At 68.5% G+C, this 17,706-nt stretch carries 15 protein-coding genes and 1 pseudogene; 6 read left to right on the forward strand and 10 right to left on the reverse strand.

All coding sequences use genetic code 11. From position 1 onward, the window contains the following. Positions 1 to 3: 3 nt before the first annotated feature. The 5 genes from A3CE_RS49940 to A3CE_RS0103695 form a co-directional block, all read right to left on the reverse strand. Positions 4 to 981, reverse strand: coding sequence for an alpha/beta hydrolase (locus A3CE_RS49940; protein WP_020638706.1), 978 nt, complete (start codon positions 979 to 981; stop codon positions 4 to 6). Next, positions 978 to 2,153, reverse strand: coding sequence for a serine hydrolase domain-containing protein (locus A3CE_RS53255; protein WP_020638707.1), 1,176 nt, complete (start codon positions 2,151 to 2,153; stop codon positions 978 to 980). Before A3CE_RS53255 ends, A3CE_RS49940 begins: the two co-directional genes overlap by 4 nt. Before the next feature lie 72 nt (positions 2,154 to 2,225). Further along, entirely contained in the window at positions 2,226 to 3,071 is an 846-nt protein-coding gene (locus A3CE_RS0103685; RefSeq protein ID WP_020638708.1) for a carbohydrate ABC transporter permease, read from the reverse strand. Next, positions 3,068 to 4,054, reverse strand: a complete 987-nt coding sequence (locus A3CE_RS0103690) for a carbohydrate ABC transporter permease (RefSeq protein ID WP_020638709.1) — start codon at positions 4,052 to 4,054, stop codon at positions 3,068 to 3,070. Before A3CE_RS0103690 ends, A3CE_RS0103685 begins: the two co-directional genes overlap by 4 nt. Positions 4,055 to 4,078: 24 nt before the next feature. Continuing rightward, a complete protein-coding gene (locus A3CE_RS0103695) occupies positions 4,079 to 5,410 on the reverse strand; it encodes an ABC transporter substrate-binding protein (protein WP_020638710.1) in 1,332 nt (443 codons plus the stop codon). A 221-nt stretch (positions 5,411 to 5,631) separates the two neighbouring features. Here A3CE_RS0103695 and A3CE_RS0103700 point away from each other — a divergent pair, with 221 nt between their 5' ends. Together A3CE_RS0103700 and A3CE_RS0103705 are read left to right on the forward strand one after the other, a co-directional pair. Next, a complete protein-coding gene (locus tag A3CE_RS0103700) occupies positions 5,632 to 6,744 on the forward strand; it encodes a LacI family DNA-binding transcriptional regulator (RefSeq protein ID WP_245589418.1) in 1,113 nt (370 codons plus the stop codon). Further along, positions 6,741 to 9,371, forward strand: a complete 2,631-nt coding sequence (locus A3CE_RS0103705) for an alpha-L-rhamnosidase (protein WP_020638712.1) — start codon at positions 6,741 to 6,743, stop codon at positions 9,369 to 9,371. Before A3CE_RS0103700 ends, A3CE_RS0103705 begins: the two co-directional genes overlap by 4 nt. Before the next feature lie 742 nt (positions 9,372 to 10,113). Here the strand turns inward: A3CE_RS0103705 and A3CE_RS49950 are convergent. The 5 genes from A3CE_RS49950 to A3CE_RS57840 form a co-directional block, all read right to left on the reverse strand. Then, complete coding sequence (locus tag A3CE_RS49950; protein WP_169523916.1) at positions 10,114 to 10,872, reverse strand: PrnB family protein; 759 nt, start codon at positions 10,870 to 10,872, stop codon at positions 10,114 to 10,116. A 138-nt stretch (positions 10,873 to 11,010) separates the two neighbouring features. Next, positions 11,011 to 12,480, reverse strand: coding sequence for a multicopper oxidase family protein (locus A3CE_RS0103720; RefSeq protein ID WP_020638714.1), 1,470 nt, complete (start codon positions 12,478 to 12,480; stop codon positions 11,011 to 11,013). Positions 12,481 to 12,751: 271 nt separating this feature from the next. Continuing rightward, positions 12,752 to 13,024, reverse strand: a complete 273-nt coding sequence (locus tag A3CE_RS0103725; RefSeq protein WP_020638715.1) for a hypothetical protein — start codon at positions 13,022 to 13,024, stop codon at positions 12,752 to 12,754. A 59-nt stretch (positions 13,025 to 13,083) separates the two neighbouring features. Then, positions 13,084 to 13,824, reverse strand: coding sequence for an amidohydrolase family protein (locus tag A3CE_RS57835; RefSeq protein WP_342668128.1), 741 nt, complete (start codon positions 13,822 to 13,824; stop codon positions 13,084 to 13,086). Next, positions 13,821 to 13,994 (reverse strand): hypothetical protein, encoded by a 174-nt coding sequence (locus tag A3CE_RS57840; RefSeq protein ID WP_020638717.1) that lies wholly within the window; start codon positions 13,992 to 13,994, stop codon positions 13,821 to 13,823. Before A3CE_RS57840 ends, A3CE_RS57835 begins: the two co-directional genes overlap by 4 nt. Before the next feature lie 200 nt (positions 13,995 to 14,194). Between A3CE_RS57840 and A3CE_RS49960 the strand changes: the two genes are divergently transcribed. From A3CE_RS49960 to A3CE_RS0103755, 4 genes and pseudogenes are all read left to right on the forward strand, one after another. Next, positions 14,195 to 14,494: a cupin domain-containing protein gene (locus A3CE_RS49960; RefSeq protein ID WP_020638718.1), complete on the forward strand. Its 300-nt coding sequence runs from the start codon at positions 14,195 to 14,197 to the stop codon at positions 14,492 to 14,494. A 99-nt stretch (positions 14,495 to 14,593) separates the two neighbouring features. Then, on the forward strand, positions 14,594 to 14,902 hold the full coding sequence (locus tag A3CE_RS49965; RefSeq protein WP_211231887.1) for a RidA family protein: 309 nt from the start codon (positions 14,594 to 14,596) through the stop codon (positions 14,900 to 14,902). 144 nt (positions 14,903 to 15,046) lie between these two features. Then, positions 15,047 to 15,797, forward strand: a pseudogene (locus A3CE_RS59535) (fumarylacetoacetate hydrolase family protein). Positions 15,798 to 15,934: 137 nt separating this feature from the next. Beyond that, positions 15,935 to 17,209 carry a glycoside hydrolase family 1 protein gene (locus A3CE_RS0103755; RefSeq protein ID WP_020638721.1) on the forward strand — a complete coding sequence of 425 codons (1,275 nt, stop codon included), beginning with the start codon at positions 15,935 to 15,937 and terminating at the stop codon, positions 17,207 to 17,209. Positions 17,210 to 17,706 lie beyond the last annotated feature (497 nt).

Below are 17,706 nucleotides of genomic sequence, written 5' to 3' on the forward strand. Positions count from 1 at the left end.
CTCCTAAGCCTTATCGGTTGCCGACTTCAGGGCCTGCGAAGCTGCCTGGACGGTGGCGAGCTGGTCGAGCAGGAACGCAACGGTGGTATCGATGACGGCGTCGATGTCGCCGCCGAAGAAGCCGTGGTCGGCTCCCTCGACGAGCTCGAGCTTGTTGGGGACGCCGGCCTCGTCGAGCGCACCGTGGTACGCAATGCTCTGCTGGTGCGGGACCACTTGGTCGAGGGTGCCGTGGACGAGCAGGGTCGGCGCGGTCGCGTCGCCGATGTGCGCGATCGGGCTGGCGTGCCGGGCGAGGTCGGGGCGCTCGCCGACGGTGTGACCGATCAGGCGCGATTCCGGTGAGTCCGCGGCGCTGTGCGCGGTGAAGGGCGTGCCGGGGATGCTCTCGGCCTCCATCGTGTCCAGCCGGGTGGGCGGGTACCAGCCGACGCTTGCGGATACGGCGGAGGAAGGGCCGGTCAGGCCGACGGTGCCCTCGAGCTCCGGCACGGTCGTGTTGGTACCGAGGAAGACGGCGAGGTGGCCGCCGGCGGAGGCGCCGAGGCTCGCGATCCGGCCGGGGTCGATGCCGGCGGCGGGCGCCGCGGTGCGCAACCACCGGATCGCGGCCTTGACGTCGTGCAGCTGGGCGGGGAAGGCCGCCTCGCCCGAGAGCCGGTACTGGATGGCGGCGACCGCGAACCCCTCCTCGTGCAGTCGCGCCCGCACAGCGCCGAAGTCGTCGAGGCCGCCGAGCTGGATGTTCTTGGTTCCGCCCAGCCAGGCGCCACCGTGGATGAGCACGACCAGGGGAACCGGTCCGTGCGCGTTCGGGACGCTGAGGTCGAGAAGCAGCGGCCGGTAGCCGGCGACGAGGGCGTATTCGACGTCCCGCCACCACCGGACACCGTCGGTCTCGACGGGCGTGAGGACCGCGGCATCGACGAACGCGGGGGGCACGCCGTCGATGGGCACACGCAGCGGGGTCTTGATCGTCATCGGTTCTCCATGGGGGACAGCGCGACCCGCGGTATCGACCGCGACTCGTGGCCGGCTTGGCGGCTGCGGCGTGCGCTCCTGAGGCAGGCGCGGACTTTCCGGGCGAGCTCGAGCCCGGGCTGGTGGGCACCGGCGGGGGTGGGGACGCGACTGGTGTAGCCGAACGCGAGGTCGCGGGCGGGGTCGGCGAAGCCGATGGCGCCGCCGGCGCCGTCGTGGCCGAACGCCCACGGGCTTCCGTAGTCGAGGCGGGCGTCGGGGACCTGGAACACGAGTCCGAACCGGGTCTCGATGCCGAGGACGAGGTCGGTGCCGTTGGCTTGGATCTGGCTCATCCTCCGGAGCGCCTCGACCGGGAACAGACCGTCGCCGAGGCCTTGGGCGTACAGGTGAGCCATGCTTCGTGCGTTCCCGAACCCTCCGAACCCGACCGGTCCGTTCGCGACCACGAGCGGGTGGCGGACGAGCTCGCGCATCGGCGGCATGAGGCCACCTCCGAAGGCCAATCCGACCAGGCTCATCGGCTCCGGCTCATCCGGTTGCTCCTCGTCCGCCTTCGGGGGCAGCACCTCCACGATGCGTGCCTGGTCGGCTTCGGGGACGCCGAAGTGGAAGTCGGCTCCGATGGCGTCAGTCACGTTGGCGCGGAAGAACGTCTGCAACGACGTGCCGGTGATGCGCTCGACGAGCTCGGCCATGATGGTGCCGATGGTGACGCCGTGGTAGCCGTGCGCTGCCCCGGGCGCCCACAGCGGTGAGGCTGCGGCGAGCCGAGCGGCGAGGTCGTGGTGTTCGACGACGTCCTCGATGGTGAACCCACCGGCGACTCCGATGAGCCCGGCTTGGTGCGACAGCGCAGTGCGGACGGTGACCGCGTCCTTGCCGGCGGCGGCGAACTCGGGCCAGTAGCGCGCGACCGGGGCGTCCGGGTCGAGGTCTCCGGAGCCGAGGAGCAACGACAGGCTCAACGCGGCGATGCCCTTGCTGCAGGAGAACACGCTGATGAGGCTGTCCGCGGCCAGGTCGTCGCCGACGATGAGGTCGACGACCGTTTCGCCCTCGTGGACCGCGCAGACGTGCGCGTTGTACGTGGGGTCGGCCTCGCCGAGTGCCTCGAGGGCGTCCGCGATGGACTCGAACCCGGCAACCGTCACGCCCTTCACACCGCTCATGCGGCCTACCTTCTTGAATGGATCTCGCGAGTTCGCGACTCCGAGATCGCGCGGGTGGGGCAGGGATGGTTCTCAGCCCTTGATGCCGCCCTCGGACAAACCACCGATCACCCGTCGTTGGACCAGCAGGTAGAGGAGGATCAACGGCAAGCTGGTGAGGACGATGTGGGCGAAGATCAGGTTCCAGCGCATCGCGGAGACGTCGGTCGATGCCGAGGCGAACTGGTACAGCGCGAGAGGCAGGGTGGCCCGCTCGGAACCTTGGAGCAAGAAGGACGCGAAGAAGAAATCGTTCCAGGTGGAGATGATCAGGATGACGCAGCCGACCAGCAGCACGGGAACCAGCAGCGGCAAGATGATGATCCGGTAGACCTGCAGGCGGTTCGCGCCGTCGGTCAACGCTGCTTCTTCGAGGTCCCGTGGCAGGGCCTTGATGAAGCCGGTGGCCAGGAAGACGACCGTGCCTATCCGGGTGCCGGTCATGACGAGGAAGTAGCCCAGCCGGCTGCCGTCGATGTGCAGGGTTTGCAGCTCGTAGACCGTGGGCAGGATCGCCGGTGGCAAGAGGATGGAGAGCACGGTCAGGCTGTACGCGATCTTCATCGGCAGCGAGGACGAGCGCGCGTAGGCCCATGCGGCCATGGAGCCGAGCACGACCACGACGACCAGGGTGGGGACGATGACCAGGAGGCTGTTCGTCAAGGCCCGGCCGTAGTGGCCCTCGCCGAGCACGGTGGAGTAGTTGTCCCCCAACGCCCACTTGGCGGGCAGTGACAGCGAGAGCGAACTCGCTTCGCTCAGTGGCTTGGCCGAGTTGACGAGCAGCAGCCACAGCGGCAGCACCACCCAGGGCAACGCGACCAGCAGCAGGACGAGGGGACGGATCAGGCGGCGGGACGTCTTGCTGATGCTGGTCATCCTTCGATCTCCCGTCGGCGCAGGAAGAAGATGAGGGGCACGCCGATCACCAGCACCAGGATCGTGACGATGAGGCTCAGGGCGCTGGACGTGCCGAAGAAACCGCTGGCGTACTGGTTGAACATGGCGACGTTGAGGACGGTCGTCGCGGTGCCGGGGCCGCCGTGCGTCGTCGCCATGGCGATGTCGAAGGCGTTCAGGGCACCGAGCAGCGTCACCACGACGGTGAAGGTGAATGCCGGGGCGAGGAGCGGGAACCGGATCTTCCAAAAGCGTTTCCAGCCGTTGGCGCCGTCGAGGGTGGCCGCCTCGATCAGCGACGCGGGAATGGCGTTCAGGCCCGCGATGTAGACGAGCGTGATCAGCCCGCTCCACTTCCAGGCGTCGATGAAGGCGACGGACGCCAATGCGCTGCCGGAGTGGCCCAGCCAGGCGTATTCGAAGCCCGGCTTGACGATCCCGATCGCCTTGTTGAGCGGGCCGGACGGCGCCAGGATCGCGCTCCAGATGTAGCCGGCCGCGACCGGTGCGATCAGGACCGGGACGAAGAACAGGGAACGGAAGAACCCGTTGACCCGCGTGCGGCGCTGGAGGAGCAGGGCCGCCGACAGGCTGAAGACGTTCTGCACCAGCATCGCGATCACGGCGTAGATCAAGGTTGCGCGAATGGCGTTCCAGAGCAGGTCCTGGTCCGCCAGCGTCCGGAAGTTGTCGAGTCCGTTCGCGGTGATGGCATCCGAGTAGCCGCTCCAGTCGGTGAAGGCGAAGCGGATGTTCAGCACGAACGGCACGATGAAGAACCCGGCGACCAGGACGAAGGCCGGCAGCGCGAAGGGCCACCACCGCCGAGCCGGACCTGGCCTGGGTGATCCCCGGCGCCGAGGCGGGCGGACCGTGCGCCCACCGGCCCCGGGTCCGGTGCCGGGGTCGATGGCCGTGACGTCCGTGCGGCCGGCCGTCGAGTCGTCGTCGAATCGGGTCATCGCAGCATCTCCACGCACGGTCGCCTACCAGCCGGGAAGCTTGGCCGTCTTGGCGCCCTGGGCCAGTGCTTTCTGCGCGAGCCCACCGACCTGCTCCGGCGAATACTGACCGCTGAGCAGCCCGGTCATCCAGGCGATGGACTGCGAGTTGAAGCCGACCAGGTTCGTGTTGAACGCGAGGGACCGGTTCGCCTCATAGGCCGCATGGATCTCCTGCTGGATTCCCGGCGTGTTTTCGGGCCCCTTCGCCCCGGTGAGGATCGGGAACGACCGCTGCGCGTTGACGTAGTCCTGGTAGCCGGCGCCGGTGATCCACTGCACGAAGGCCAACGCCGAGCTCTCCTTGTCGGTGTCGCCGGTCCGGGGGATGTACCAGGTGCCGCTGACCGACGGTGCCCACGCCGCGGTGGCGTCGGAAGCGGAGGGTGACGCCCAGCCGATGGCGTCACTGGTCTTGGCGAGGTCATCGCCGAACTGGGCGGCGAACATCGACACCAAATCGCTGTGCAGCGCGGTCATCGCCGTGGTCCCGCTGGCGACGGCCTTGATCGAGTCCTCGAACTTGGCGGTGGTGGCGTCCTTGTTGTAGCACCCCATGGACTGCAGCTTCTTGTACTCGGCCATCGCGGCGGTGAACGGGCCGGAAGGGTCGTCCATCGTGGTCTTCTTGTCCAGCAGTTCGGTCGAGTAGCCCTTCGCCTTCTCCGCGTCGGCGACGTACAGCAGACTCAGGATCTGTGTCGGCCAGCCCGAGCCGCCGCTCTCCCAGAGCGGCGTGACCGTCGGGTTCTTCTGCTTCAACGTGGTGCAGATGTTCTCGATGTCCGCGAAGGTCTTGGGCGCCGACAGGCCGGCGTCGGCCAGTGTCTTCTTGTTGTAGTAGAGACCGAAAAGCACTGGAGCCGAGGTGATCGCGGCGTAGACCTTCCCCTGGTACGAGCCGCCGCTCTGGTACACGTCGCCCGACTTGGCCACGTACGGCATCTTGGACATGTCGATCATGTTCGAGGCCGGGTTCAACGCCCAGAAGAGCGACGTGGCGTGGTACTCGAGGAGGTCGGGGCGGTCGCCGCTGGCCCACTTGGTCTGGACCTGGCTCTCGAACGAGTCAGCCGGGATCTTGACGATGTTCATCGTGACACCGAACTTCTTCCCGAAGTCGGTGTACGCGTCGGTCACATAGGCCGGGTCGGCCGCGTTCGTCCACACCGTGAGGCTCTTGGCCTTGACAGTGGCCGAGCCGTCGGCGGCGACGCCCGGCGTCGAGCCCCCCGAACTGCCGTTGTGGGCCGAGCAGGCCGACAGCGCGAGCCCGAATGCGGCGAGCACGCTCACGGCACGAAGCAACAGTTTCATGGCTGGTTCGACTCCTTCGTCGTCCGGGCGCAACCGGCGTACCGTGAAAAGTTGTGGACCGGTTTACATCGCCAGATGCTAGGTCCGGGCCCGCGCGGTCGTCAAGCGTCGGAAACCCGGTCATGGTCGAGCCACCACTGACCCGGTGGCTTCTAGTGACGGCGCGTTGACCTGCGAATGCGAATCACCAACCCTGGATCAGCGGCAGACGGTTGGCGGTTGTGGAGGTGCCCTGCGTTCCTGTAAAACGGTACACAATCGTTTGTTGCGACCTCGACGAGGAGACCATGAGGGCCACCGATCCGCGCAGTATCACCATTCGCGATGTCGCACGCGAGGCCGGCGTGTCGCCGGCAGCGGTCTCCAAGGTGCTCAACAACGCCTACGGGGTCAGCGACGCCATGCGTGAGCGGGTCACCGCGGCGACCCGGAAGCTGGGGTATCGCCCCAAGCCCGCCGCGCGGGCGATGCGGGGCCGGTCCTACACGATCGGCGTACTGCTGGCCGACGTGGCTTCGCCGTTCGCGCCGATGATCGTCGACGGGATTCAACGCGAGATCGACGACACCGGCCTGCAGGTCCTCCTCGGCCCGGGTGGTGCGTCGCCCGAGCGGCAGCAGCGAAGCATCGAAGCGATGGTCGACCGCCAGATGGACGGGCTGATCCTCATCGCCCCGAACGTGCCCACCACCTGGCTGGAAACACTGGCCGAGGAGGTCCCGGTCGTCGTCATCGCCCGTCACGGCAGGGGGCGCAACTACGACAGCGTGGTGGACGATGACGTCGCGGGCGCCGAGCTGGTCGTCAAGCACCTGAGCGAGCTCGGCCACGAGCACATCACCCATATCGCGCATCCGATCGGCAAGCTGCGGCGACCTTCGGTGTTGTCGCACACGGCGCGTGAGGACGGTTACTGCCGGGCCATGACCGACCGCGGGCTGGTCCCGCACGTCGTCACGACGTCCTACACCGAGGAAGGTGGCTACACCGCCGCGATGGCAGCCCTCCGTTCCGAGCGTCCGCCGACTGCCATCTTCGCCGGAGCTGACGTCGCCGCCTTCGGCGTGCTGCGCGCAGCCGCGGAGCTGGGGTTGGACGTGCCGGGGGACGTGAGTGTGGTGGGCTACGACAACGTTGCCATCTCGGGCTTGCCGCAGATCTCGCTGACCACCGTCGACCAGTCGGGAGAGCTCACCGGATCGATGAGTGCCCGGTTGCTGCGCGAACGCCTGGACGGCCGTGACAAACCGGTCACCTTCTCCGTCTCGACCCAGCTCGTCGAACGCCGCAGCACGGCGGTGGTTCGACCTGCCGACCCCAGTGGTGGGGTGTGAAGCCCGCCGTGCCGGTCGACGTCGCACCCAGTCCCCCGACGTTCGAGCATCACCGGGACGCGTTCGGGATCGGCGACGTACGGCCGCGCCTTTCGTGGCAGGTACCGCCGCCGGGCATCGCGTGGCGACAAGCGGGCTACGAGATCGAGATCAGCGACCCGGGCACGGCGACGGTCTCCAGGCACGTGCGGGATTCCGAAGCCAGCGTGTTGGTGCCCTGGCCCGGCCCGGACCTCCTTTCCGGTCAACGTCTCACCGTCCGGGTGCGCGTACGGGGAACGAGCGGTGAGTGTTCGCGCTGGAGCCGCCCCAGTTCCGTCGAGGCCGGCTTACTCGAACCGGGCGACTGGTCGGCCGACCTCATCCGGCCCGCGGGCGTCCACCCATCCCCCGTCTTGTTCCGGCGCGAGTTCACCGCCCAGCACCCGATCGTCGCAGCTCGCCTCTACATCACGGCCCAGGGCGTGTACTCGGTGCAGCTCAACGGCGCCCGAGTCGGCGAAGACACGCTGGCGCCCGGCTGGACGAGCTACGGCAGCCGCTTGCGCTACCAGACCTATGACGTCACCGATGCGCTGCGCACCGGCGACAACGCCATCGGGGTCACCGTGGCCGATGGCTGGTGGCGCGGGCGCCTCGGCTGGACCGGCCTGCGCAACGTCTTCGGCCACCGCCTCGGGCTGCTGGCGCAGCTCGTCATCACCCACGACGACGGATCGAAGACGACGCTCGTCAGCGACAGCGCCTGGCACTGGTCGACCGGGCCCGTGCAGACCGCTGACCTGTATGACGGAGAAACCTACGACGCCCGCCTGGCGCGTCCGGGATGGGCCGAGCCGGGCTACGACGACACCGACTGGAAACCGGTTGAAGCGACAGCAGCGCCAACCGAGCTGCTCTGCGCGCCGGATGGACCCCCCGTACGCCGGACCGAAGAGATCCCGGCCAGGCAGGTGATCACGACACCGTCGGGCGCGACCGTCCTCGACTTCGGTCAGAACCTCGTCGGTCGCCTCCGCATCCGGGTAACGGGGCCGGCGGGGACCGAGATCACGCTGCGGCACGCCGAGGTCCTGGAGAACGGAGAACTCGGCGTTCGCCCACTGCGCAGCGCCAAGGCCACCGACACCTACGTCCTGCGCGGCGACGTCAAGGGTGAGGTGTGGGAGCCGGAGTTCACCTACCACGGGTTCCGCTACGCCGAGGTCACCGGTTGGCCGACCGCGGTGAACCCCGCGGACGTCGTCGCCGTCGTGCTGCACACCGACCTGCGACGCACCGGATGGTTCGAATGCTCCGACGAGCGGGTCAACCAGTTGCACGACAACGTCGTCTGGAGCATGCGAGGCAACTTCGTCGACCTGCCGACCGACTGCCCCCAGCGTGACGAGAGACTCGGCTGGACGGGCGACATCCAGGTGTTCGCGCCCACGGCGAGCTACCTCTACGACTGCGCGGGCTTCCTCATCTCGTGGCTCAAGGACCTGGCGGCCGACCAGCGAGCTGACGGCGACGTGCCGGTGTTCATCCCCTTCGTGCCCATCCCCGGACAGACCGCCGGCGCGTTGGCCGGCCAAGCGGGCTGGGGTGACGCCGCGGTCATCGTCCCGTGGGTGCTCTACCAGCGGTTCGGCGACCTGGAAGTGCTGCGCACGCACTACGGCAGCATGTGTGCCTGGGTCGATCGCTTTCAGACCGGCGATCCGTCAGGGCACGGCGGCGACAACCAATTCCAGTTGGGGGACTGGCTCGATCCGAACGCGCCACCGGATGATCCGGCACGCGCCGAAACCGACCCCATCCTGGTCGCCACGGCTTACCGAGCACACGTCGCCCGTCTGCTCGCCCGCATCGCCGGGCTCCTCGACCAGGCGGCCGACTCCGGCAAGTACCACGACCTGGCCGACTGCCTTTCCGCGCGGTTCAACGACGAGTACGTCACGCCGAACGGCCGTCTCGTGAGCGACTCCCAAACCGCCTACGCCCTCGCGCTGAGCTTCGGCCTGCTCTCCGCCGACCGCGTGCCGCACGCCGCCGAGCGATTGGTCGAGCTGGTCCGCGAAAAGGGTCACCGCATCAGTACCGGTTTCCTCGGGACGCCGCTGATATGCGACGCGTTGACCCAGGCCGGCGCCCTGGATGACGCCTACCGCATGCTGCAGCAAACCGAGTGCCCGTCGTGGCTCTACCCCGTCTCGATGGGGGCGACCACGATCTGGGAACGCTGGGACAGCATGGTGCCCGACGGCCGCATCAATCCGGGCGAGATGACGTCCTTCAACCACTACGCACTGGGAGCGGTGGCCGACTGGCTGCACCGCGTCGTCGGTGGGCTTCGATCGACAGCGCCCGGCTTCCGCACCTTCGACGTCACCCCGCAACCGGGCGGCGACCTGAACTGGGCGCGCACCGCCCACGAGACTCCCTACGGCCTGGCCGAGGTGTCCTGGCGCCGTGCAGACAGCAGGTGGGAGGTCGACGTGACCGTGCCGGTCGGGAGCGAAGCGACGATCCGCCTCCCCGTGCCGGAGTGGACGCCCGTCGTGGTCGGTGCCGGTCGCCATCGGTTCACCCACCCGGACACGCCCGGCGCCCTCGGCGACGCCACGCCTCCGGCTCAACTCTGAAAACGGCCCCGCGCCCATCCACCGTGCGTCGCCGAACACCCGGCGCTGCTCGACGGGTCCCGGGATTCGCCGACCTGGACGCATTCGCGGTCGCCAGCGGTCTCGGGGAACCGCCCGCCCGTCGCGATCGAAGAAGTCGCCGTTCCGGGACCCACACAGGTCGATCAGCGTTCGGATCTACCGGATGGCCTCCGACGGTATCGAACCCGCCGTCGCTCGCGCACATCCGTAACCATCGGTGTCATGCCGCCATACAACAGGTACCGCCCACTTACGGTGCAACGCGGGTGATACGAGCTGAAATGCGGCTATTCGAGTGCACATCGGCGCCAAGCTCGTCACCGGCGGCAGGCGACTGCGTTCCGCCCTCGACCCGAACCCGCCTCAAGCATCGAGGTGCACGATGATCATTACCGCCCGCAGAGCCACCATGCCACACGCAGTCTCGCCGCGCCGCGCCGGTGCCCGGCGCCGCCGGCGGTCATGGAATGAGGTTCGCATCTTACGGGAGGATGTCCACGGTCGAGTTCCAAGATCGGGAGACGTCGTCGGGGTGGCAGCGAGAGGTCGCTGAGGAGACGGTCCGCGGGCACGGTGTCATCGTGGCGGAGTACTTCGACGAAGGATGTTCACGTCGGCTGCCCTGGCATCAACGGCCAGCCGCGGCCCAGCTGATCGCAGCAGCAGAGCGACCGGACCGTTCGTTCGACGCGGTCGTGATCGGCGAATACGAGCGCGCGTTCTACGGCGACTCGAACCGCAGCCCCGGCGCGGACCACCCCGTGAGGAACGACCTGATGCGGTGGTAGAAGACGTAGTGGTCGCACCAGCGCTCCACGTCGAGGAACGCGTCCGTCACCCGGTCGACGACACTCCGGATGCCGGACAGCGCCTCGGTGAGACGGGCGTGGTCCTCGCCCGCCACCGCGTGCTGGGCCTGCACGAGAAGAGGCAGCCCGGGGGCACCGGCGAGCTCGACACCCACCGTCGCCAGATAGAACCACTTCTCGTCCACACCGCCGAGGAACGTCAGCTGGGTGTCGATGTTGGACATGCTCAGCGGTTCACCGGCGTCGATGCGCCGCCAGTTGTTCAGGACCATGGAGGCGTGGGCGGCGATCGGAGCCCGGTCCAGGTCCTGGGCGAGCGCGTGGAGAGGCTGCGCCACCGGCGCCGGAAGCAGGTCCACGGGCGTCTCGGCGCCCCAGACGTAGGCGTTCGCCAGACAGCTCAGCAGCAGCATGGCCCGCTCCTGCTCCCCGGCCGACCGGAGGCGGTCCGGGGTGAGGACGGGCATCGACTCCACCGCCGGGCGCATGCGTCCGGTCATGACCAGCGCCGCGACGTTCCGCCCGAGCCGCTCCCAGGGCGCGTAGAACGCGGGCAACGCGTCCACCGGGTCCTCGCCGGGCACGAACCCGCGCTCGGCGTCGAAGGCGTACTCGCCCAGCGTGGCCACCCGGGGCCTGGTAGCGCGGCTGCGCGTCGTCTCGGGGATCACTGCGCGCCTCCTCGTGTGTCCAACGAGGTTCGCTCCCCGCACGGGGTTGTGCCTATGGGCGGCAGCACGAAGCCCACGTGTTCTGATTGGGGTAGAGCACAATGACCTTGTCCGGACGCGGGCTGCGGCGGTCTATGGTTATCCGGTGCCGCCTGCGGCGTTGACGTTGACGTAGCCCATCATGCCGTTGTCCTCGTGGCCGGTGATGTGGCAGTGGAACATCCACTTCCCGGTAAAGTCCGCGAAGCGGATCCGGATCACCACTTTTCCGGCCACGCCGTCGACCGCGTAGGGAACGGTCACCCCATCCAGGTAGTCGGCAGGCGGCTGGGCGACACCGTTCACGCTGAGGACCTGGAACGGTGCGGTGTGGATGTGGAACGGATGGTTCTGGCCACTCGCGTTCGTGAGCGTCCATTCTTCGACGGTGCCGAGGGCGGCCGGTTCCGGGAACGTCGGCTGCATGTCGAACAGCTTGCCGTTGATGGAGAAGTTGTTGCCGCCGTCGTCGTTGAGTTCCACGCTGCGAGACCGGGCGACGGGTTCCCCGGACAGATCGGGCAGGGATCCGGGAAGCGGCCCGGCGATCTGGGGCGAGGCGGTCATGCCCGCCGGTCCAGCGCCGTCGCCCTGTTGGACATCGACCTTCATCAGGGTCGTGTCGGGGTAGTTGTCGGCGGTCGGCCCGGTCGAGTAAGCCAGGGTTCGCAGCCAGGTCGATCCGGGGGCTCCGGCGGTCACCAGGACGTCGAAACGTCCGCCGGGCGGCAACAGGAGGTGGTTCACCTGAGCCGGCGCCGCGGACGGATTTCCGTCCTGGCCGACGATCGTGAAGCTGCCGCCGTCGAGCTGGAGGTCGTAGGCGATGGCGTAACCTTCGTTGGCGATCCGCCACAACTGGGTTTCCCCGGCTGCCATGGTCAGCGTGGGCTGGTATTGACCGTTGACCAGGCGAACCGTCGCCGATGCGGGCTCGAGGACCCCGTCCGGGTAGACGATCGAATTGCCTTCCTTGACCTGGGCGTCCTTGAGCGCCAACGTGTGCGCGGTGACGCCGCGGTAGGCGGGCGGCAACGATTCGCGGTTGTCCCCGACGATGATGGTTCCCGACAGCCCGGCCCCGATCTGGCTCTCGGTTCCGTCGCAACGGCCGTTCGCCGGGTCGGCGGGCATCGTCATCCCCGGCATCGACTGGCCGCTCTTGGGGCACATGTCGTGGTCGTGGTACCAGTACGTCCCCGGCGGCTGGTTCGCGGGAATGTCGAGCTGGTAGGTCAGAGTGCGACCAGGCTTGCCGGACAGGAAGATGTTGTCCGCGTTCCCCTCCGGGGACAGGTGCAGCCCGTGGAAGTGCAGGTTGGTCGACGTGCCCAGCTTGCTGACCAGGTTCAAGGTGACCCGCTGGCCGGGCAGCACGTGCAGCGTCGGCCCGACGAGGCTCCCGTTGTAGGTCTCCGCCATCACCTTCTTGCCCGAGATCATCACCTCTTGCTGAACCGCCGTCAGCTCGACCGCCTGGTCGCCGGGGGTTGCCGGATTGAGGTCGGGCGGATCCGCCAGCGCGGCGCCGGAAACCATGCCGGACGCCTGCTCCTCGGCGGCCGGCACCTTCCCCCCTTTGGGGGCCGAGTCCGGCCCTGCGCTCTCGCACCCCACGAGGCAAGCAGACAATAGCGCGGCCCCGGCAGCGAGGGCTCCCAGGCGGACGACACGCGATCGAGGCGCGATTGAACGTGCGGTCAAGAAGGCCATTCCTCTCCGGCCGACGGAACAGACATCGTCCCGATGAACGGGAAGATCATAAGTTCCCCGGATGCACCGACCGGGTCAAGCCATCTGACACAACCCGAAGGTGTGAGGACCGTGACACAACCTGCCTTCAGGCGGCGGTGCCCCGGGCTCCGAAGCCGGCGTCGGCTAGGACGCCGCGGCCGGTGTCGGTCAATCTCGCCGGGACCTGTTCGCCGATCCGGCCGGGCCTGGCCGGGCTGATCAGCCCGGCGTGGATCAGGGCACGGGCGCCGGGTTGGTCACAGAAGGCCAGGCCGTCGACGAAGATGTCCGGTTCGCAGCTGAGCGAGACGCGGACACGGCCGCACGCCGTCGCGCGGAGGATGGCGTGGGCTCGGTGGGTGAGCTGGGGGTTCGTCATGGTGGATCACCACTCGGTTCGTCCGCTGCCCTGACCCTGCCGACGTTAGGTGACCGGGGTCACTGCCGATATCCGTTGAGCGCGTCCGGCCGTCCGTTGTGCGATGCCAGTGCGGAAGCCGCGTTCACCGAGGCGACCTGCCGCACGAACTCCTCGCCGCGGTGGGAGACTTGACCGCGCGGGTCGTCGGTGCCCATGGCGAAGGGCCAGTCGCTGCCGAGCACCATGCGGTCCTCCCCGAACACCGCGACGGCCTGGTCCACGAGCGCGGGGTCGTGGGCGAGGCAGTCCACGAACACGCGTCGCAACGCGGCAAGGGGGCCCTCGGCCAGCGGCGCGACGTCCGGCCGGGCTGTGTCGACGCCGCGCTGCCAGCGCCCCGCGACCGTGGGCACGGCGCCGCCGCAATGCACGAGCAGCACGCGCAATCCCGGATGGGTGGCGAGGACGTCGCCGAAGACGAGCTGCGCGGCCGCAACTGCCGTCTCGACGGGTTGCCGAGCAGGTTGTGCAGGTAGAACGGGGAAAGCCGGTCGTCCGGCGACGCGCCGGGGTGCAGCAGGAGCAGCCGCGAGTCCGCGTCCAGGACCTTCCACAGGGAACCGAACCGCGGGTCCGCAAGGGACTGTGACGCGCCGTCCGCCGCGCCACAGACTCCGGCGAACCGCGGTTCGGTCCGGACGCGGTCGTACTCGGCCCCCGCGAGTTCCGGCTCCTCCAACGGAAGGTAAGCCAGCGGTCGCAGGCACGGCCGGCCGCCGACCGCGCGCAGGATCCCGTCGTTCACCGCGCGCACTCACTCCGCCGTGGCGGGTTGCCGGAAATACGGCGGTGGGATGGACACGACCCCCTCGTCCAGGCCCGCGCGGTCGAGGTAGGCCACGGCTTCGCCGGGCTGGTGCAGCAGCGCCGGCCCCACCTGGCCGACGCCTGCGGGGGCGAGGTGGACGTGCAGATCGATCGACGTCATCAGGCCACCGCCGCGGTGTCGCGCAGGACTTCGTCGAGAACCGATGACGACCAACCTCTCGGCCCCCGCCGCCTACTCCGGCGAAGCCGCCGACCGTGCCCGCGTAGGCAAGCCCGGCGCGCTCAGCCGGTTCCGGGAGATCCTCGTCCAGACCCACGACCCGGACTGGATCGACAAGACCCTGGACGGCCTGTCACAAGATGCTCTGGCGCGACGACGAGACCGGCGCGTCGATCGCGCTCGTCCGGTTCCGGAAGGGCGCGGGCATCCCGTCCCGGCACGCGCACGCGTCGAACCAGTTCATGTTCTGCCTCAAGGGCCGCTACACGTACGTGCCGACCGGCATCACGCTCACCGAGGGCGCCTTCTACTGGAACACCAAGGGATCCGAGCACGGCCCGACGCACGCCGACGAGGAATCCGTGCTGCTCGAGATCTACGACGGCCCACACTACCCCACCCAGCCCGACTGGTACGAAGACCCTGCCGACGCCCGCTGAAGGAACTCCCATGCCCAAACAGGAAATCGTCTCCCCGGATCTGGCTGTCCCCAACGGACACTTCGCGCAGGCGACCCGCGCGGGCCGGCTGGTCTTGATATCCGGCATGACCGCCCGCAATGCCACGGCGGCGTCACCGGCGTCGGGGACATCAGCGCCCAGACCCACCAGGTGTGCCAGAACCTCGAAGCCGCGGTCAAGGCCGCCGGCGGCACGCTCGACGACATCGCCCGCGTCGACGTCTACGTCCGCAACATGGAGGACTTCGAAGACATCCACGCCGTGCGCCGGCAGTACTTCACCGGCGCGGCCTCCGCCTCGACCATGGTCGAAGTCTCGAAGTTCGTGAACAAGGACTACCTGATCGAGATCAACGCGATCGCCGTCCTCCCGGAGGACGCGCGATGAGGATCGCCACCGTCCGGCTCCGCGGCAAGGACCACCTCGGCGCGGTGCGGCCGGAGGACGCGACGGTGACGATCCTGCCCGCGGCGGCGCCGACGCTCGACGACGTCGTCCGCGACGGTCCCTCGGCACTCGCCGCCGTCCGCCGTGAGCTTCTCGGCGGCGAGCGTCTCTCGCTGGACGCCGTCCGGCTCGCCGCGCCGCTGCGCCGGTTCAACCCGCAACGTCCTGTGCACGGGCTGGAACTACTGGGACCACTTCGAGGAATCCCGGGGCAAACGCGATGGACAGGACCCACCGGAGCGGCCGCGGCATCCGACGTTCTTCACCAAGGGCCCGGGCACGGTGATCGGCCCGTTCGACGACATCGCGTTCGACCCGGCGATCTCGGCCAGATGGGACTATGAAGCCGAAGTCGCGCTGATCGTCGGCAAGGACGGCCGGTCCATCCCGGAAGAGCGGGCCTGGGAGCACGTGTTCGGGCTGTGCGTCGCCCAACGACGTGTCCCAGCGCGACCTCCAGCGCCGCCACGGCGGCCAATGGCTCAAGGGCAAGAGCATCGACGCGACCATGCCGCTGGGCCCCTGAATCACCACGGCCGACGAGGTCACGGACCCGTACGACCTCACCGTGCGCTGCACCCTGAACGGCGAGGTACTGCAAGAGGCCTCCACGCGCCAGGTCGCGTTCCGCTTCGAGCGCATCATCGCCGAACTGAGCTGGGGCGTGACCCTGCGGGCCGGCGACGTGATCCTCACCGGAACCCCCAGCGGGATCGGCAACGCCCGCGAACCGCAAGTGTTCCTCGCGTCCGGAGACGAGGTCGTCACCTCCGTCAGTGGTCTCGGCGAGCTTCGCAACCGGGTTGTCACGACCGACCTCAGCGGGCAGCCGTAGCATCACCAGCGGCGATTACGGCCCCGCCTCTCGACGAACGAATGTGCAACAGTAGTTGACGTACGTACAGGGGTAGCTAGCGTTACCTCGAACTCCGAAAGCTCCGATCAGTCGCCGGAAGGAAAGGCACTCACCGGATGTCCGACAACCCGGGCGCACCCGCACAGGGAAAGCGCCCGCTTCGCTTCCCGGACGGCTTCCTCATCGGGGCGTCGACCGCAGGACACCAGACCGAGGGCAACAACACCAACTCGGACTGGTGGGAGTTCGAGCACCGCCCGGGTTCCCCGGTGCACGAGCCGTCGGGAGACGCCTGCGACTCCTACCATCGCTACCCCGAGGACATCGGCCTGGTCGCGGGCTTCGGGCTGAACGCCTACCGGTTCAGCGTCGAGTGGCCACGGCTCGAGCCGGCCGAAGGGATGTTCTCCAGGGCCGAGACGGCACATTACCGCCGCGTGCTTGCCGCCTGCCACGAGCACGGCATCGTGCCCGTAGTGACCTACAACCACTTCACGCTGCCGCTCTGGTTGCAGCGGCGTGGCGGTTTCGCGGCCGACGATTTTCCGCAGCTCTTTCAGCGCTTCTGCGCCCACGTCACGCGGACTCTGGGTGATCTCATCGGCTGGGCGGTCACGATCAACGAACCGGAGGGAGCCGGTGATGCCGGGTACGTCCTCGGCATCCACCCGCCCGGCAGGGTGGGCGACCGCGAGCTCGCTCACCGCGTCGCGGACAACGTGCTGACCGCCCACCGCTTGGGAGTCAAGGCCATTCACGACCACGGTTCGATGCCGGCGGGAGTCTCACTCGCCCTTCAGGACATGCAGTACGAAGACGGCGCGACACCCGGCAAAACCGAGTGGGAGCTCAACGCACTGATCAGCGAACGGTACATCGAAGCCGCCCAAGAGGATGACTTCGTCGGGCTGCAGACCTACACGCGCATCCGGTTCGGCCCCGAAGGGGAACGCGGACCGGGCCTGCACCCCGAGAACAAGAACGGCCTTGTGGAAACCGACGACACGACGCAAGTCGGCTGGGAGTTCTACCCCGAAGCTCTCGACGGGACGATCCGGCGGGTTCACCGAGTCAGCGGCGGCAAGCCGATCCTGCTCACCGAGAACGGCGTCGCCACCACCCACGATCCGAAACGGGTGGCTTTCATGGACCGGGCGCTGCGCGCCGTGCACACGTGCCTGGCAGACGGTATCGACGTGCGCGGCTACCTCCACTGGTCACTCCTCGACAACTACGAGTGGTCAGGCGGATTCGAGCCGACCTTCGGTCTCGTCGCGGTCGACCGTCAGACCTTCGCTCGCCGGCCGAAGGAGAGCGCGTATTGGCTCGGAGACGTCGCACGTTCCCGATGCCTGCCGGCTGAGCCGGTGACGTGGCCCCCCGCGGCATAGGCGATCGGGCAGGTCGTCGGCGCGGCGGCCACGGCTGGTTCTGTCTGTGCGAAGTGGCCGCGTTTGTTCGTCGGAGCCGATCACACCCCGGTGGGGGAAGTCCGTGTCCGCGAGGAGTGATCGCACTTGCCCGTGGGCCTAGCGCGGCCTCCGGATCAGCCGCTTCGGCCAGTCGAACTTCAGCACGGACTGAGAGTCCAATGTGGACCATTGCTCGCCAAGAGCACCCAATGTATCGGTGGCGCGGGCGATGTCTGCGGATGTCCACGGGAACGGATCCTGGTTGACCACCCCCCACGCCTCGCGCACTGCCGATTGCGGAACCGGTCGGCGATGCTCCACCGGCTTGGTGCAGCACTCCGGCCAGCACCTCCGCCGGTCCTAGGCCAGTCCCAGCTCCCGCTCGGTGACCGCATGCGCAAGGTCGTGCGGCACCCGCCACTTTCGCGAGTACGACGGCAGTCACACCAGCACCCCGTCGGGGCGGTGGACCCATA

The organism is Amycolatopsis balhimycina FH 1894 (assembly GCF_000384295.1).
GTDB classification, from domain to species: Bacteria; Actinomycetota; Actinomycetes; order Mycobacteriales; family Pseudonocardiaceae; genus Amycolatopsis; species Amycolatopsis balhimycina.

Coding starts and splice junctions, on each gene's coding strand:
- A3CE_RS49940 (WP_020638706.1), bottom strand. CDS start 981: ATGACGATCAAGACCCCGCTGCGTGTGCCCATCGACGGCGTGCCCCCC.
- A3CE_RS53255 (WP_020638707.1), bottom strand. CDS start 2,153: ATGAGCGGTGTGAAGGGCGTGACGGTTGCCGGGTTCGAGTCCATCGCG.
- A3CE_RS0103685 (WP_020638708.1), bottom strand. CDS start 3,071: ATGACCAGCATCAGCAAGACGTCCCGCCGCCTGATCCGTCCCCTCGTC.
- A3CE_RS0103690 (WP_020638709.1), bottom strand. CDS start 4,054: ATGACCCGATTCGACGACGACTCGACGGCCGGCCGCACGGACGTCACG.
- A3CE_RS0103695 (WP_020638710.1), bottom strand. CDS start 5,410: ATGAAACTGTTGCTTCGTGCCGTGAGCGTGCTCGCCGCATTCGGGCTC.
- A3CE_RS0103725 (WP_020638715.1), bottom strand. CDS start 13,024: ATGACGAACCCCCAGCTCACCCACCGAGCCCACGCCATCCTCCGCGCG.
- A3CE_RS57840 (WP_020638717.1), bottom strand. CDS start 13,994: ATGACGTCGATCGATCTGCACGTCCACCTCGCCCCCGCAGGCGTCGGC.
- A3CE_RS49960 (WP_020638718.1), top strand. CDS start 14,195: ATGCTCTGGCGCGACGACGAGACCGGCGCGTCGATCGCGCTCGTCCGG.
- A3CE_RS0103755 (WP_020638721.1), top strand. CDS start 15,935: ATGTCCGACAACCCGGGCGCACCCGCACAGGGAAAGCGCCCGCTTCGC.